The sequence below is a fragment of the Levilactobacillus humaensis genome (assembly GCF_024345185.1).
Lineage (GTDB): Bacteria > Bacillota > Bacilli > Lactobacillales > Lactobacillaceae > Levilactobacillus > Levilactobacillus humaensis.
In genome coordinates, this window is sequence record NZ_BROB01000004.1 from 46055 (window position 1) to 60151 (window position 14097).

Sequence of the window (14097 nt, forward strand, 5' to 3'; positions counted from 1 at the left end):
ATCGATGCCGCTGAGAGTCCACCGGATTTCTCAGGAATCAAATGAGGAGGATTATTTATTTTAGCGCGTAAAAATATTGATAAGTTAGTATTCGTACCAACCATCGTGTTATTTATACTCGCGTCATTGTTATTCATTTTAGGCGGTGGCCAATTACAAGCCACTCTGAGCTCCATCTTGAATTGGATTGATACTCGCATGTCATGGGCCTATATGATGGTGTACGTGGTCAACTTTTTATTTTTTATGTATTTGGCATTTGGTAAATTTGGTAAAGTAAAACTTGGTGACCCAGAGGACAAGCCTCACTACAGCAACTTCCAGTGGGGGTCCATGGTCTTCGCTACGGCGATCGATGCCAGCATCTTGATGCTGTCCATCGTGGACCCATTGCGCTACTTACAACACCCTGCGTTTGGACTGAAGCCTTTCTCCGGAGAAGCTTACAGCGCAGCACACATGTTGGGGCAGTTCAACTGGGGTCCAATGGCTTGGATGATGTTTGCGCCAGCCACCATTGCGATTGCTTACGTGTTGTACGTCAAGCACGCTAAGGTTCAACGAGTTAGTGCCGCTATCACCAGTCTTCAAGGTGACAGCAAGGGCAAGGTCATTGCGCGGCACGTCGTGGACTTCTTGGTGGTTTTTGGTATCATGGGCGGGATTGGTTCATCCGTTGGGATGGAAATCCCCATTATCTCCAAGGTTTTAAGCCGGCTTACCGGTGTTCAAGATAATTTGATGCTAAAAATTGAACTCTTTGTGATTCTATTTATTCTGTTTGCGGTCACGGTCTTCCATGGTTTAAATGGTGGGATCAACCGCTTAAGTTCCGCTCATATTTGGACGGCGCTGGGGCTATTAGCGATTATTTTAATTATTGGACCCACAGTTTATATTTTAAATTCTGAAACGAACAGTATTGGTTTAATGGCTCAGAAGTTTGTGGCCATGTCGACCAACACCTTACCCAATGGGGGAGACAGTACCGCTCAGCAGGAAACTATTTTCTACTGGGGTTGGTGGCTCTCCTACATGCCCGTCATGGGACTCTTCATTGCCCGGATTTCTAAAGGCCGGACGATTCGTCAAGTCCTCGTGGGGATGTTGACGTATGGGGCCTTAGGGTGCATGAGCTTCTACGCGATCTTTGGGGGTTACTCCCTGTGGTTACAACGTACCGGAGCCGTTAACTTGGTCCACATCTTAAACACGCAGGGTCAAGCCGCCGTGGTTGCCACGGTGATTGCGACATTGCCATTTAAGATGATTATCTTAGCGTTGTATTGTATCTCTTGTTTCATCTTCTTGGCCACGACGATTTCATCATCTGCTTTCATTGTGTCATCCTTTACCAGTCTTCACTTGGATGACGGTGAAGAACCAAGTCGTTGGAATCGGATGATCTGGGTGGTTGTCTTCATCTTCTTCTCCTTCGGAATTGTGATGGTTGGGGGCTTTAAGACCGTTCAAACGGTCTCCACGATTGCTGGATTTCCACTGATGTTTGTCTGTGTGCTGTTGTTACATTCAATCTGGCACATGTTGGCTGCCAAGCCAAAGACGGCACCGGTGGTCGTGCCTCAACCGGTGGTTGTTCGTCGGATTACCGTCGAATTGCCACGTGCGGTTCGCGGACCAATGATTCTTTCGCCGGACCACGCGAGGTAGAGTGTGAGCGAGGGCGGTTGACCCTGAGCATTAGCGTCGACCGGTGCCTGTTTGGCGAAGCCGAACGGGTGCTGATCGGGGCTAAGCGGAGGGGGCAGCCCGAGCGAACACGTTTCCGAGGCCGCCAGTACCGGGATTGGACGGCGAGAGCCGCTCCCTTCCGTCTGACAACTCTCGGCAAACTCACGATCTAAAAGTAAATCTAACAAAACCAAGAGTCACCAGCACCTCTCCGCAAAGGAAAGGTTACTGGTGACTCTTTTCGTTTCAAGCTAGTTAAGAGGAAGCTACTTTAATTTCAAAGTCGTATCAAAGTTTTTCGCAAAATTGTTGTCGTTCTCGTCATCGGTATTGTAGAAGGCGTCCCATTTCAGCCGAATGGATGTGATACTAGCAGCTGACTTGAAGTCGGTTTCGGTTGGCATTGCGGGCACCTCCATGGGGTGGGAACGTGATGTGATTGCTGATCTAAATTAACCATACACTAGCTAGTTTAGAATGAAAAGGTTTAGTTATTGCATAGATTTCCCTGGCTAAAATTTTACGGGACAGGCGGCTTCTTTCCTGTCAGATATGATACAATGGGCTCGTGTTACCAATCATTGCAGGAGGGGTTTTATGGCAGACGAAAGTAATAATCCACTATTTTTCCGGCGGATATTAATCACGATTGACGAGGACGACCGGCCGTCGACGAGCCGGGCTTTCCGGTTCGCGTTGACGATGGCCCGGGACTATCAGGCTCATCTGGGGATTGCCTCCGTGCTTGAGAACAATGATATCAGTATTTATGAGTCACTGATGCCCGACAAACTCAACCAAAAGCGCGATCACCTGAAGGCCATCGTGCAAGACTACGCCAATAGAGCGAAAGCCTTTGGAGTCGAAGATGTTCGGTCAATCGTTGGTGAGGGTGGCGATGTCGATGACGTCATTCTTCAAAAGATTGTTCCAGAATTCAAGCCTGACCTGATCGTTTCAGGAGCCGACGTTGACTTTGCTAGTCACGGTCGTCCCGGTGCCATCGGGTTACGCTTGGCGAAAAAGTCTGATGTTTCAGTTATTGTCATTCGATAAACAAATAATGGTTCACTGCCTCGTTTTAGGCAGTGAACCATTTTAGAATCAGTTATAATGAGGTCAGAAAACGGTTAGGGGGAGAGCACATGCCAACACCACAACGACCAGGATTCCTATTCGACCTCCACGGGGTCTTAGCCGACTCGTGGCAGTATCACCTGCGATCATGGCAGACGATTGCCACCGAATTGGCGATTCCTTGGACGGCGGCATTAGCTGCTAAATTACCAGGAATGAGTCGGGACGACTCACTGGGGGCTATATTGGCCTCTGTGGGCCGACAGGAGGACTTTAATGCCAGTCAGCGACAAGTGATCACGGATCATGAAAACACGCTGTACAAGCAGTATGTGGCCGCTCTGACCCCAGCCAATTGTTTGCCAGGCATTACAGTCTTTCTGCAGGAGTTGAAGCAGGCGGGCTATCCCCTGGCCGTGGCTTCGGCCTCGACCAATGCCGCCAGTGAGATTGACCACTTGGGACTGCGGCCCTTTTTCCCTCATATCGTGGATGCCCGGCAACTCAAGGCCAGCAAGCCCGCGCCGGATGTTTATCTTGCCGCCGTGAAATTGGTTGACCGCGCTCCCGAAGACTGCGTGGCATTTGAGGACACGGTGACCGGGGTGCAGTCGGCTGTGGCCGCCGGTTGTCGTGTGGTTGGGATTAATCAGAATCCCTTGGCCGGCGCGACCGTCATGGTTGCCAGTACCAGCGACCTTAGTCTGTCAGCCGTGCGGCAGGCACTCGACCTGCCAGATGTTTAAGTAGGAATTCTTTTAGGATAATTGCTTGGTTGTGTTCCTCATCTTTGGCGCCGTATAATAAAATCACATCCTGGTCGGCGAGTTGTCCCGCAATCAAGTCCAAGAAGGCCGGTAGCGCTTCGTTGGCTTCAATTTCCGCCACGTAGCGCTTTTTGAATTCTGGAAACTTTTCGGGTTCATGGTTGAACCATTTCCGTAGGTCGGTCGTGGGGCCCATTTCTTTTTCCCATGAGGCCAATTGCGCGTTCGCCTTTGAGATGCCACGTGGCCAAAGCCGGTCGACCAAGACCCGATACCCGTTGAGATCAGCGGGCTTCGTATAAATTCTTTCACACTTAATTGCCATAAGGAATCATCTCCATGGTCCCATTCTAACATAGCAAACGGGAGGTAAATGATGTCAGATGCATTAGCGGATTTCTATACGGGACGGCCAACGCCCCAGATTGCCCAGGACTTGTTGGGGCATGAATTGGTCTATCAAACCCCAGCTGGAACCATGAGTGGGTGGATTGTGGAAGCCGAGGCTTATCTCGGGGAACAGGACACGGCGGCCCACGCTTTTAACGGGCGATACACCGCGGCCAATGCGGCGCTCTACGATGCACCGGGAACGATCTACATTTACATTCTGCGGGGCTATTACATGTTCGATGTGGCCACGCAAGCCGAGGGAACGCCTCAAGGAATTCTGATCCGTGGGATTGAACCCCACGAGGGTCTCGATCTGATGCAACAGAACCGTGACAAGCCGGTGCCAGATGTGACGAATGGTCCCGGTAAGTTGATGGCCGCCTTGGGAATTCAGTCCAAGGATCTGAACCGCACGATGTTGGGGGCTCAGAACCTGACGATTACGCCAACCGCGACCCGTATTCCACGGAAAGTCGCGGCAACGTCGCGCGTCGGCGTATCCGCCGGGAGTTGGCAGGACCGCCCGTTACGTTTTACCGTAGCCGGCAATCCCTTTGTCTCCGGCAGTCGCAAGCGTGACTGGGATCGCGACGGACACGGTTGGAAATAAGCGAGCTGTTGGTTGTTAGCCGCCTACGGATGCCAGGGATTACGCTGCTGTGGGGATACTTCGGCCTCATGGGCTTCTTGCTCGATTTGAAGCCGCGAAGATCACACGTCTTCAAAGTCGCCAGTACTGTTAGGCCGAGAAAAGTACTCGGTCTAACAGTACTCTCACGGCTGGCTCCATCCCTGTCCTCCTCCGTCTAAAAATAATCAATGACTTTCATTTCAAACGACCTCCGGAAACAGTTAAGCTTTTTCGTCCAGTGAGTTGGTGCAAGAAAGACTATTTTTCAACTTGAACTAACTGGTTGTGAGGGGTAAGCTTTCTTCAAGGGGAGCTGATAATGATGGATGAAATTACATCTTTTGAATATTCTGCAGGGGCCACAACTTTAGATTCTAATATTTACGAAGTCAAGGTTGATGGCAAAAAAATACTTAAAATTGATTACCCAGATAATAATGGGTTTATCGCCGTTCATAAGCAGAATGGCGAGGCTGAGTACATTAAGGCGTCATATATGAAATTTTCTACGACTAAGTAGGACTTAAAATAGGCTCGAATCTTTATCATCCTTTTTCGAGGGATAGTAGAGATTCGAGCCTATTTTACTGAGTTTTTTTTAGCGATAAGGTTTCGTTCCAAAATGCACCGCCGCGGCACCTAGGTTGAAGCGTTCATAGTGAACCTGTGTCAGCCCAGCCGTTTCAAACATCGCTACCAATTCGGTCACGGAAACGAAACGATGTGTCGAGCTTTGGAGGTAGTTGTAGGCTTGGTAGTGATGAACCAGACGGCCCATCATGGGAACGACGTGGCCAAAGTAGAGTTGCCAGCCGGCATGCACCAATCGGTTGTCAGGTTGTGAGGTTTCGAGGCAGACCACCTGGCCACCAGGCTTGACCACCCGAGCCATTTCCCGGAGAACTTGGTTGGCGTCGGGGACGTTACGCAGACCGAAACCGATCGTGACGACGTTGAAACTGTTGTCCGGATAGGGCAGATGCATGGCATCGCCCTGACGCAGGGTGATCCGGTCTTGCAGACCCGCTGATCGCACCTTGTGGGTGGCTTCTTGCAGCATGACCGAGCTGAAGTCCAAGCCCACGACTTGGCCGCGAGGGCCGACTGCTTGGGCGAGGGACAATGTCCAGTCACCCGTGCCACAACAGAGATCGAGGGCAAAGTCTCCGGGTCGAACAGTCATCAGGTCCATGACGCGTTTACGCCAGATGCGATGGGTTCCCAGGCTAATGAGGCCATTCATCTGGTCATACTGTGGGGCGATGTGGTCGAAGATTGTTTGAACGGTATCCTCCGATGTTTGATTGGTTAAGGTCATTTGTTGTTACCTCCTGGCTAAGACGATTCGTTTTGATTATCTTCAGTGTAAAACAAAAGAGTGAGAATCAAAACTGATTCTCACTCTTAATTGAAAGTCTGAATAGATTTTAGGATTAAAGTTGGTACTTCTTGTCGATCTCATCGCCTTGAGAGGTCAGGATCTTAGGACCATCATCGGTGATGACCAAGGTGTGTTCGTATTGGGCGGACAGAGAGCCATCGGCCGTAACGTAGTAATCCCAAGACTTGTCAGCGGTTTGGCGAGTGGCAATCTCCCAAGTTCCCAGGTTAATCATGGGTTCAATGGTGATGGTCATTCCGGCCCGTAACCGCAGTCCCTTACCGGCTTCACCGTAGTTAGGAACGTTTGGTTGCTCGTGCATTGTAGGTTGAATCCCGTGACCGATTAATTCACGGACATCTCCCATGTGTTCCTGACCTTCCGTGTAGGCTTGAATAGCGTGACCAATGTCACCGATCCGGTTGCCGACAATGGCTTGGTCAATCCCCAGGTACAGGGACTTCTTGGTGACGTCCATCAGGTGTTGGGCTTCTGGACTGATCTTACCAACCGCGTAGGTCCAGCAAGAGTCACTTTCAAAGCCGTCCAGGTTGACGGTCATGTCGACTGCGACAATGTCGCCTTCCTTGAGTAAGAGTTCCTTACGAGGAATGGCATGGGCCACTTCGTCGTTGACACTGACACAGGTGGCATACTTGTAGCCTTCAAAGCCCTTTTCGGAAGGGGTGGCACCGTGTTCTTCAATATACTTGTTGGCAAACCGTTCGATTTCCCAGCTGGAAATTCCGGGTTTGATGATGTCGCGTAGTCCCTTGTGGACACCGGCTAAAACGGCTCCGGACTCCGCCATTTTTTCAATTTCACGTGCTGATTTAATGGTTATCAACGTGTTACCTCCTCAAAAATTTCGTCTGTGTTCACTGAAATCAAGTTGCTGCCGACGTGCGAATAAGTCCGTAAATGTCAGCTGACGACTTGGAACCAGACATTTTCATACAATACTAATTTACACCTAATTTGTTATTTAGGCGAACCGAGTCTTTGATCCCAGTCATACTGGAAAGCGTTATGGTTACTTATCAAAGAAGTGGGTTTTAATCAAACGGGCTGCGACCAGGATTAAGAGGCCGAGTAGGGTGAACTTGAAGTCCGTCACGAAACAATAGACCAGCCAGGCCAGCAGGGCAAATAAGCCGATAAAGATCAGTTCGTCGATGATGGTCCGCATACGCTCGGAGTTCCTTTCATATCGGGTTGACGGCAGAAACGAGTCTGAGACAATTGTCCCAAACTCGTTTGTGAGGTGCTTCCCGGTGGAAGTCACCGTTATTCAGCGGTTAACCGGTCAATTGTTCCGTTATCAATTTGGGTCAAGATTCGCTTAGCTTCCGTGATTCGAGCGTCACAAAGGAAGTTCATGGCGTTGTCCTTTTCGTCTTTAGCGCGGTTCATTTGTTCGGTTAGAAAATTAATTTCGTCATGTAAATAGGCTACTAAGTCCATACTTTACCCTCTCTTTATCGTGTCATGATTGTGCTCACAGGTTCGCAAACACCAATTACATTTATTGTACCAAAGTTTACCCCATAAGTAACTCGATTGCTTAGACCGATCATGGGGCACGTTGGTTTACAGAGAATGAGAAAAGGACTACGATAACTATTAGTTGATAATGTTTCTAAAGTAGAGAAGTGGGAGTGAGTGAATGGAGAAGGCAATTGATTTACAGGGGAAGCCATACAATCACCTGGCGTTTATTTGGACGTTGCTGGCGGGGACCTTTACCATGTCGATTAGTCAGTCGTCCTTGTCGACGGCCTACCCGACGCTGATGCGGTACTTTAACGTGCCAGCATCAACGATTCAGTGGCTAACGACAGGATTTATGCTGGTGATGGTGGTGATGATGCCGATCAGTCCGTGGATGCTTAACAATGTTCGCTTTCCGGTTATGTTTGTGAGTGTTTTGGCCTTATTCGATATCGGGACCTTTATTATTTATCTTGCCCCTAGCTTTGGCCTGATGATGCTAGGCCGAGTGATGGAGGCCATGGCCGTGGGGATCATGTTTCCCTCGTATCAAACAGTCATGTTGCGCATTACCCCAGAAGATCAGCGTGGTGCGGTGATGGGGATGGCCGGACTCGTCATGGGGTCGGCATTAGCCGTGGGTCCAATTATTTCAGGAATCATCCTGCGTTACACCACCTGGCAGGGACTCTTCGTGGTCTTCATGGTTATTATTACCATCGTCTTCGTGATTGCACTTAAAACGATTAAGGATGTTATGCCCCAGGCCGCGTCACATCTGGACTACTGGTCGGTGTTGAGTAGTATTGGGTTCATTGGGATTCTCTATGTCGTCAATCAAATTGGCAAGGCCAATGCCAACTGGGCCCTCATGTTGGGTCTGTTAGTAGTCAGTGTCTTGGCCGTGACGTTCTTCGTTTGGCGTCAATTTAAGGTCGACACGCCACTTCTGGATTTGCGGGTGCTCAAGACGTTCAACTTCGATCTGGCCGTTCTCTTGACGGGAGCGTCTTACATTGCTTTGATCGTCGTGACCATCATCTTCCCGTTGTATTATCAAGAAGTGCTGGGGCTATCGCCATTTGCCTCGGGGATGGCATTGGTACCAGGGGCCATTGTCCTGAGTTTGCTAAATCCGTTGACGGGGAAACTGGCCGACCGGATTGGCTTTAAGGCGACCATGTTAACGGGGATGAGTATGATTGTTGTCGGCTGGCTCTGGTTGAGCTTGGTTGGTGGTCGCCAGTCATTGTTGGCGATGGTTCTGACGGCGGCACTGATCGAAGGGGGCAATGCCTTCGTCATGATGCCAGCGGTCACCTTAGGGGCAAACTCGTTGCCCGATAATCTGATCTCCCACGGGACGGCCGTGATTACCACGGTGCGGCAAATCCTAGGGTCGACTGGGGTTGCCGTGGCCACGTTGGTGCTGGCCATGGTCACCAGAAGTCATGCTAAGGTGGGAAGTGCCACAGCAGCAACACTTGCCGGGTATCGCGCCGTGTTCCTGACCTTCCTAGGTGTCGCTATCGTTGGCTGGATCTTTGCGGTTATGTTGCGTGATGGTCGGAAGTCGGTTCCCGCCAAATAGGATAAAGACAACCTTTATAAATATGCTTTTACTGATAACGTATAGTTGATAAATGGACTCCTTGAGTGGAATTTTCCACTCAGGGGGTCCATTTTTGTGAGGTGTTTGATTTTGAAACTGTTTATCTCAAAAAATCATTAGCTTGTTTGACAAAATCGTTGTTAAATTGGAAGACACCAGCGTGACCAGCGTCGGGATAGATCACAAGCTTGCTGTTTTTAAAGGCCTTGGCTAGGTCATAGCTGTTCGGTTTTGTCGGGACCATCAAATCATGGTCCCCATTGCCGACTAAGACTGGAATTTCAAGCTTAGAAAAGTCGATGGCAGACTCGGTACTCCATTGGTTAATGGCCTTCAGTTGGGTCCGGTAAGCGTTCCAGCCGATTGAACGGTCGCGGTTCGTCTTCCGGGCCTTGATGCGCTTTAAGAAACGTGCGGCTTGGTTCTTACCATTGGCCGTCCGGGTGAAGAAGAGGTAGGTTTTCACGTCGGTAAAGGTGAAGATCGCCTTAGCTAAAGAGCGATCGGAGATGCTGGTCACATCGCCGATACCTTGACCACCACGAGGACCCGTTCCCGTCAACATGGCCCGTCGAATCAAGGTCGGTTCCTGATTGATGACCTCTTGGGCAACGAAGCCGCCCATTGAAAATCCGAACAAGTCGATCTGCTTGAGGCCGAGAGCGTGGATGAATTCACGAATCTCTTGGGCCATGCCTTGAATGGTCTTGGCAGCTTTACCGCCGGAACCACCAACGCCTTGGTAGTCTGGTAAGATCAGCCGATGTTCTTGCGCGAGACCGTCGATCACGGTTGGGTCCCAGTTATCGAGATTACCGGAAAGGTGAATCAATCCGATTACGGGAACGCCAGTGTTCGTTCCAATCTCGCGGTAGGCAAAGGTTTTATTTTCCGGGGTGACAATGGTCTTGGTTGGTACATCAATGTATGAGGTCATAGTGAAGAGTCCTTTCCGGTGAAGTGGACACGTCCGTTGACCATGAGCTGAGAAGTTTGATCCGCTACACGGCTTTTGTTAACAGTTCCTTCATTTGTCTTAATGACAGATTGTCAATTCAGTGAATAAAGTGAGTTTACCGTATTTGGTGACAAAAATCAACAATTGTAACTTATGGAACTTTCACATGAGAAATTAAAAGGAGCGGATCGGCTGTGATAAGCTGGTTCGTTCCTTTTAATTTGGATTGCAAATTTTGATTTCAACTTAAACCTGATTGGTTTAGATAGGTGATAAAAACGGTGGATCTTAGCCGGAGGAGGCCAGGGATGGAGCCGGCCGTGAGGGTGGTGTTAACTGGTGGTTTTCCAGTTTACAGCACGGGCGACTTTGAAGACCCGTGTTCCTGGCGGGGCTTCAAATCGAGCGAGAAGCCCAAGGGGCTGAAGCGTCCCCACAGCAGGCGTAATCCCTGGCAGCCGCAGGCGGCCTTTTGATCACTCGGTCGACTTAATCTACCTAAAATTTTTAGTGCGTTTCGGCGAAGCCGCGACGGCCACCTGGCTTAGGAATCTGGTTTTGCATCATGACACTGAAACCACCATCGATGGCGAGACTGGTGGCGTTGACGTAGCTCGACCGGTCGCTGGCCAGGAAGAGAATGGCATTGGCAATATCATCGGTCGTCCCGATCCGTTTGCTAGCGGTCAATTTCTTTCGACCATTTTCAACCTCTGGGTCCGCGTAGAAGGCGGCGGACATTGGGGTCTTGACCAGGCAAGGCTCGAGAACGTTACTCCGGATGCCGAACATGCCCCATTCGGCCGCGACCTGCTTGGAAAGCATGTTGACACCGGCCTTACTGGTGCTGTAAGCGCCACTGTAAGTTTCAGGGATGTCACTGGCAACCGTAGAGATGTGAACGAATGTCCCGTGCTTCTGGGCAATCATGACCTTCCCAAATTCATGGGTAATGAGGTAGTAACCGTTCAAGTTGACGTCAAGCACCTGTTTCCAGGTGGCATAGTCCAGGTCCTCAAGCGGATCGAACTTCAGAATGCCGGCAGTGTTGATGACCACATCGACCCGATCGAAGGTTGATTGAACTTGAGCGACGGCGGCCTTGACGCTAGCCTCGTCGGTGACGTCACAGCTGACGGCTAGTGCCGGAACGTCATAGTCGTGGGCCAGCTCCTTAGCGAATTTTGTCGTGGGATCAGCTTCACGATCCAAAACAACGACCTTCGCGCCTTGTTCGGTGAGAGCGGCACAAATCTTGGTGCCCATACCACCGACCGCACCGGTAACGACACAAACTTTATCGCGTAATCCTAACCATTCTGTTGTCATTATTCGTCCTCCTTAAAGAAGTGTTTCCGTACTTGATCGACTGGCATTGCCTGGCCGGTCCACAATTTAAAGGCCGCGGCACCTTGATTGAGTAGCATGCCCTGGCCATTCAAAATATGGGCCACGTTGGCTTGCTTGGCGACGCGCATGAGCTTGGTTTCGCTCGGGGCATAGACAGTATCGAAGACCGTCATGTTGGTGTGGAACCAAGTTGGATCAGTCACGAGGGCCTGATCCACGAGCTTACCCATCCCCAGACCGGTGGCATCGACGTACAGGTCGCTCTGCGCGATGGCGTCTTGGAACTGGTCCTGGTGATCCAGGAGCGTAAACGTGGCGTGACAGTCGGTTTGGGCATTGATTTCGGTGACGATTCGTTTGGCATTGGCTACGGCACCGTCATTGATATTAAAGATATTGAGGGTCTTCAGGCCAGCTAATGCGGCTTGAATGGCAATAGGCGTCCCTGCGCCGCCAACCCCGGCGAGCGTCATCGTCTGACCTTTGAGGGCAACACCTTCGTCCTTTAAAGCATTGACGAAGCCGATCCCATCGGTGGTGTAGCCGGTGAGGTGACCATCGTGGTTGACGACGGTGTTCACGGCCCCAATCATCTTGGCGGCCGGGTCGAGTTCATCGAGCAGAGGGATCACAGCCTGTTTGAAGGGCATCGAAATACTTGCCCCTAACATTTTAAAGGCGCGGATGGCGTCGATGGCTGGCTTGAGGTGTTCGGGTTCGACGTCGAAAGCCAGAAAGCGGGCGTTAATGTGGTCCGCCGCGAAAGCTAGATTGTGCATGGCCGGGGACTGTGAGTGACCGGCTGGGTGAGCGATGAGGCCCACTAGTGCTGTGTGTCCATCAATTTCCATGACAGAAGACTTCCTTTCGAAACAAGTTCCATCTTTATCGTCATCCATGGGCGACCGGATTGCCACCGATGTCGCAAGAAGTCACTTCCCTCGGCTGGCAAAGTAGGCTAGAATGGCGAGTAAGGATAGATCTGAAAGGAGACCGCTTATGCAAACACCCGAATCATTAAATTTACCGTCATTTTACGCGAACCCGGACCGCAATGTGGCCGTGTTGAACTATAACGAACACTTCATTACCAGTATTTTCGACTTGGTGAATAGCCCCGAGTTGGCTGGTTTCGTGAAGTTGTTTTTAGAGGAACAGCGCGATCGCACGCCGGAAGCCGCCGATCCCAAAACGACCTTTGATTTAGTCACGCCAGACGTGTATCTCGCGACCATCAAGGCCGTTCTGACCGACCGGGTGGACGCGTTTGATCGTTTCAAACCGGCTGAGATTCTGGCCAGCATTGAGGATCTTTACTCATATTACCGGACGTATCTGCGAGTGGCCACGATGACCGTTACGCAAAACGATGTGGTCACCAGTGAATTTATGACGATTGACCAACGCTTCAATGACTTGGTTATTCGGTTATACCGGACGATTGAGGAAAAGTTGCAAGGCCATCCCAACCACGTTTACCGTCAAGTGAGCGCCGGGTCGAGTGCCTGTGTGCTGTTACGGCGGTTGGCTTGGAACATGCCCGCTGGCTATGAAGGACTGAAGGACATTCGCTTCATCAGTCGCTTGATGTTACGGCCGCCGATGATGTTGCACACCAAGAGCAACAAGCGAAAGGGGACCTTCACCGCAACCCAAGTCAACCCAATGAAAAACTTTACCGGTACCGAAGATGACTGGTTCTGTTACCCAGCTAAGATTGGGGAGAGCCTGGCTTACCTGTACTTCCACCGTGACTATTTGGCTTCCGGTTTGGCCCTAGCCAATCTCTTCCAATTGGCGGACAGTACCGAGGTGGCGGCGCACAAACCAGACTTGGTCTTGTTGTTTGGGACCCCAGGGGTTGAGAGCGATACCGATCACGAGAACGGCCATTACTTCTATGATGCCGCTAATGATATTTATGTGGGTCAAGTGCCTTACAACGACCAAACGACCTACTTTGGGTACATGAAGAAGATGTGTTTGACATTGCATAACCTGCACATGATTGCGCAGAAGCGGTTGCCAATTCACGGGTCCATGGTGAAGATTACCTTTGCTAATGGGCAAACCAAGACGGTCGTTTTCTTCGGGGATTCCGGTGCCGGCAAGTCCGAATCCATCGAGGCCCTCCAAGAGGTAGCCGACGATCAAATTGTCAGCATGGAAACCATCTTCGATGACATGGGAAGCTTCACGTTGAACGGAAAGGATCTCTATGCTCAGGGGACCGAAACTGGGGCCTTTGTCCGTTTGGATGACCTCAGTAGTGAAGTGGCCTTCAACAATATGGACCGCGGAATTTACATGAACCCCGAGCAGAAGAATGCCCGGGTCATCATCCCGGCCAACACTTGGCCACGTGTTGTGGCGCACCATCACATCGATATGTGGGTTTATGCGAACAACTACGACGACGCTGTGGGAATTCACCGTTTCGACGACCAGCAAACGGCCGAAGAAACCTTCGTGGCCGGCAAGCGTAAGGCGCTGGGCACGACCGATGAGGTGGGGATGAGCACGACGTTCTTTGCCAACCCATTTGGTCCTGTTCAAGAACAAGCTGCCACCCAGCCAATCATTGATGCCGTCTTCGACCGGTTATTTGCCGATGGCGTCTACGTGGGTGAAATTTACACCCACCTGGGTAATGACAAGTCGCAAGCCAAGTTGAACGAGTCTGCTCGCGAACTCTTAGCGGTTTTGTTGGATCTCTAAACTTTAGGGCTTACTCTTACTAACGAA

General features: G+C 50.6%; 16 protein-coding genes. 7 read left to right on the forward strand and 9 right to left on the reverse strand.

Annotated elements, in window-relative coordinates:
- Positions 1–57: 57 nt before the first annotated feature.
- Positions 58–1671 (forward strand): BCCT family transporter, encoded by a 1614-nt coding sequence (locus OCU14_RS02070; protein ID WP_309296914.1) that lies wholly within the window; start codon positions 58–60, stop codon positions 1669–1671.
- A 287-nt stretch (positions 1672–1958) separates the two neighbouring features.
- On the opposite strand, the gene OCU14_RS02075 is transcribed toward OCU14_RS02070, so the two are convergent.
- Complete coding sequence (locus OCU14_RS02075) at positions 1959–2096, reverse strand: hypothetical protein (RefSeq protein WP_261809574.1); 138 nt, start codon at positions 2094–2096, stop codon at positions 1959–1961.
- A 193-nt stretch (positions 2097–2289) separates the two neighbouring features.
- On the opposite strand from OCU14_RS02075, the gene OCU14_RS02080 reads away from it, so the two are divergent.
- Together OCU14_RS02080 and OCU14_RS02085 are read left to right on the forward strand one after the other, a co-directional pair.
- A complete protein-coding gene (locus OCU14_RS02080) occupies positions 2290–2748 on the forward strand; it encodes a universal stress protein (protein WP_125544679.1) in 459 nt (152 codons plus the stop codon).
- Between the two features lie 89 nt (positions 2749–2837).
- A complete protein-coding gene (locus tag OCU14_RS02085; protein ID WP_261809575.1) occupies positions 2838–3515 on the forward strand; it encodes an HAD family hydrolase in 678 nt (225 codons plus the stop codon).
- Here the strand turns inward: OCU14_RS02085 and OCU14_RS02090 are convergent.
- Positions 3469–3861: a DUF488 domain-containing protein gene (locus OCU14_RS02090; protein WP_261809576.1), complete on the reverse strand. Its 393-nt coding sequence runs from the start codon at positions 3859–3861 to the stop codon at positions 3469–3471. The genes OCU14_RS02085 and OCU14_RS02090 overlap by 47 nt on opposite strands.
- Positions 3862–3912: 51 nt before the next feature.
- Between OCU14_RS02090 and OCU14_RS02095 the strand changes: the two genes are divergently transcribed.
- Both OCU14_RS02095 and OCU14_RS02100 read left to right on the forward strand, forming a co-directional pair.
- Positions 3913–4539 (forward strand): DNA-3-methyladenine glycosylase, encoded by a 627-nt coding sequence (locus tag OCU14_RS02095; protein WP_261809577.1) that lies wholly within the window; start codon positions 3913–3915, stop codon positions 4537–4539.
- Positions 4540–4882: 343 nt separating this feature from the next.
- Positions 4883–5080: a hypothetical protein gene (locus OCU14_RS02100; protein ID WP_261809578.1), complete on the forward strand. Its 198-nt coding sequence runs from the start codon at positions 4883–4885 to the stop codon at positions 5078–5080.
- A gap of 78 nt (positions 5081–5158) precedes the next feature.
- On the opposite strand, the gene OCU14_RS02105 is transcribed toward OCU14_RS02100, so the two are convergent.
- The 4 genes from OCU14_RS02105 to OCU14_RS02120 all read right to left on the reverse strand — a co-directional run bounded on the left by OCU14_RS02105 (position 5159) and on the right by OCU14_RS02120 (position 7405).
- Positions 5159–5878 carry a demethylmenaquinone methyltransferase gene (locus OCU14_RS02105; protein ID WP_261809579.1) on the reverse strand — a complete coding sequence of 240 codons (720 nt, stop codon included), beginning with the start codon at positions 5876–5878 and terminating at the stop codon, positions 5159–5161.
- A 115-nt stretch (positions 5879–5993) separates the two neighbouring features.
- On the reverse strand, positions 5994–6788 hold the full coding sequence (gene map / locus OCU14_RS02110; RefSeq protein WP_125574353.1) for a type I methionyl aminopeptidase: 795 nt from the start codon (positions 6786–6788) through the stop codon (positions 5994–5996).
- 186 nt (positions 6789–6974) lie between these two features.
- On the reverse strand, positions 6975–7130 hold the full coding sequence (locus tag OCU14_RS02115) for a hypothetical protein (protein WP_261809580.1): 156 nt from the start codon (positions 7128–7130) through the stop codon (positions 6975–6977).
- A gap of 98 nt (positions 7131–7228) precedes the next feature.
- Positions 7229–7405 carry a hypothetical protein gene (locus tag OCU14_RS02120; RefSeq protein WP_164478999.1) on the reverse strand — a complete coding sequence of 59 codons (177 nt, stop codon included), beginning with the start codon at positions 7403–7405 and terminating at the stop codon, positions 7229–7231.
- 202 nt (positions 7406–7607) lie between these two features.
- Between OCU14_RS02120 and OCU14_RS02125 the strand changes: the two genes are divergently transcribed.
- On the forward strand, positions 7608–9023 hold the full coding sequence (locus tag OCU14_RS02125) for an MFS transporter (RefSeq protein WP_261809581.1): 1416 nt from the start codon (positions 7608–7610) through the stop codon (positions 9021–9023).
- A gap of 121 nt (positions 9024–9144) precedes the next feature.
- Here the strand turns inward: OCU14_RS02125 and OCU14_RS02130 are convergent, their stop codons facing one another.
- The 3 genes from OCU14_RS02130 to OCU14_RS02140 all read right to left on the reverse strand — a co-directional run bounded on the left by OCU14_RS02130 (position 9145) and on the right by OCU14_RS02140 (position 12203).
- Positions 9145–9981: an alpha/beta fold hydrolase gene (locus tag OCU14_RS02130; protein WP_261809582.1), complete on the reverse strand. Its 837-nt coding sequence runs from the start codon at positions 9979–9981 to the stop codon at positions 9145–9147.
- 528 nt (positions 9982–10509) lie between these two features.
- On the reverse strand, positions 10510–11331 hold the full coding sequence (locus tag OCU14_RS02135) for an SDR family NAD(P)-dependent oxidoreductase (protein ID WP_261809583.1): 822 nt from the start codon (positions 11329–11331) through the stop codon (positions 10510–10512).
- Positions 11331–12203 carry a quinate/shikimate dehydrogenase gene (locus OCU14_RS02140; RefSeq protein WP_261809584.1) on the reverse strand — a complete coding sequence of 291 codons (873 nt, stop codon included), beginning with the start codon at positions 12201–12203 and terminating at the stop codon, positions 11331–11333. The genes OCU14_RS02135 and OCU14_RS02140 overlap by 1 nt, the downstream gene beginning before the upstream one ends.
- Positions 12204–12351: 148 nt before the next feature.
- Here OCU14_RS02140 and OCU14_RS02145 point away from each other — a divergent pair, with 148 nt between their 5' ends.
- Positions 12352–14070: a phosphoenolpyruvate carboxykinase (ATP) gene (locus OCU14_RS02145; RefSeq protein WP_261809585.1), complete on the forward strand. Its 1719-nt coding sequence runs from the start codon at positions 12352–12354 to the stop codon at positions 14068–14070.
- Positions 14071–14097 lie beyond the last annotated feature (27 nt).

Excerpts from the sequence above, each read along its gene's own strand:
- OCU14_RS02075 (WP_261809574.1), bottom strand. The coding sequence starts at position 2,096 with ATGCCAACCGAAACCGACTTCAAGTCAGCTGCTAGTATCACATCCATT.
- OCU14_RS02080 (WP_125544679.1), top strand. The coding sequence starts at position 2,290 with ATGGCAGACGAAAGTAATAATCCACTATTTTTCCGGCGGATATTAATC.
- OCU14_RS02085 (WP_261809575.1), top strand. The coding sequence starts at position 2,838 with ATGCCAACACCACAACGACCAGGATTCCTATTCGACCTCCACGGGGTC.
- OCU14_RS02090 (WP_261809576.1), bottom strand. The coding sequence starts at position 3,861 with ATGGCAATTAAGTGTGAAAGAATTTATACGAAGCCCGCTGATCTCAAC.
- OCU14_RS02095 (WP_261809577.1), top strand. The coding sequence starts at position 3,913 with ATGTCAGATGCATTAGCGGATTTCTATACGGGACGGCCAACGCCCCAG.
- OCU14_RS02100 (WP_261809578.1), top strand. The coding sequence starts at position 4,883 with ATGGATGAAATTACATCTTTTGAATATTCTGCAGGGGCCACAACTTTA.
- OCU14_RS02105 (WP_261809579.1), bottom strand. The coding sequence starts at position 5,878 with ATGACCTTAACCAATCAAACATCGGAGGATACCGTTCAAACAATCTTC.
- OCU14_RS02115 (WP_261809580.1), bottom strand. The coding sequence starts at position 7,130 with ATGCGGACCATCATCGACGAACTGATCTTTATCGGCTTATTTGCCCTG.
- OCU14_RS02120 (WP_164478999.1), bottom strand. The coding sequence starts at position 7,405 with ATGGACTTAGTAGCCTATTTACATGACGAAATTAATTTTCTAACCGAA.
- OCU14_RS02125 (WP_261809581.1), top strand. The coding sequence starts at position 7,608 with ATGGAGAAGGCAATTGATTTACAGGGGAAGCCATACAATCACCTGGCG.
- OCU14_RS02130 (WP_261809582.1), bottom strand. The coding sequence starts at position 9,981 with ATGACCTCATACATTGATGTACCAACCAAGACCATTGTCACCCCGGAA.
- OCU14_RS02135 (WP_261809583.1), bottom strand. The coding sequence starts at position 11,331 with ATGACAACAGAATGGTTAGGATTACGCGATAAAGTTTGTGTCGTTACC.
- OCU14_RS02140 (WP_261809584.1), bottom strand. The coding sequence starts at position 12,203 with ATGGAAATTGATGGACACACAGCACTAGTGGGCCTCATCGCTCACCCA.
- OCU14_RS02145 (WP_261809585.1), top strand. The coding sequence starts at position 12,352 with ATGCAAACACCCGAATCATTAAATTTACCGTCATTTTACGCGAACCCG.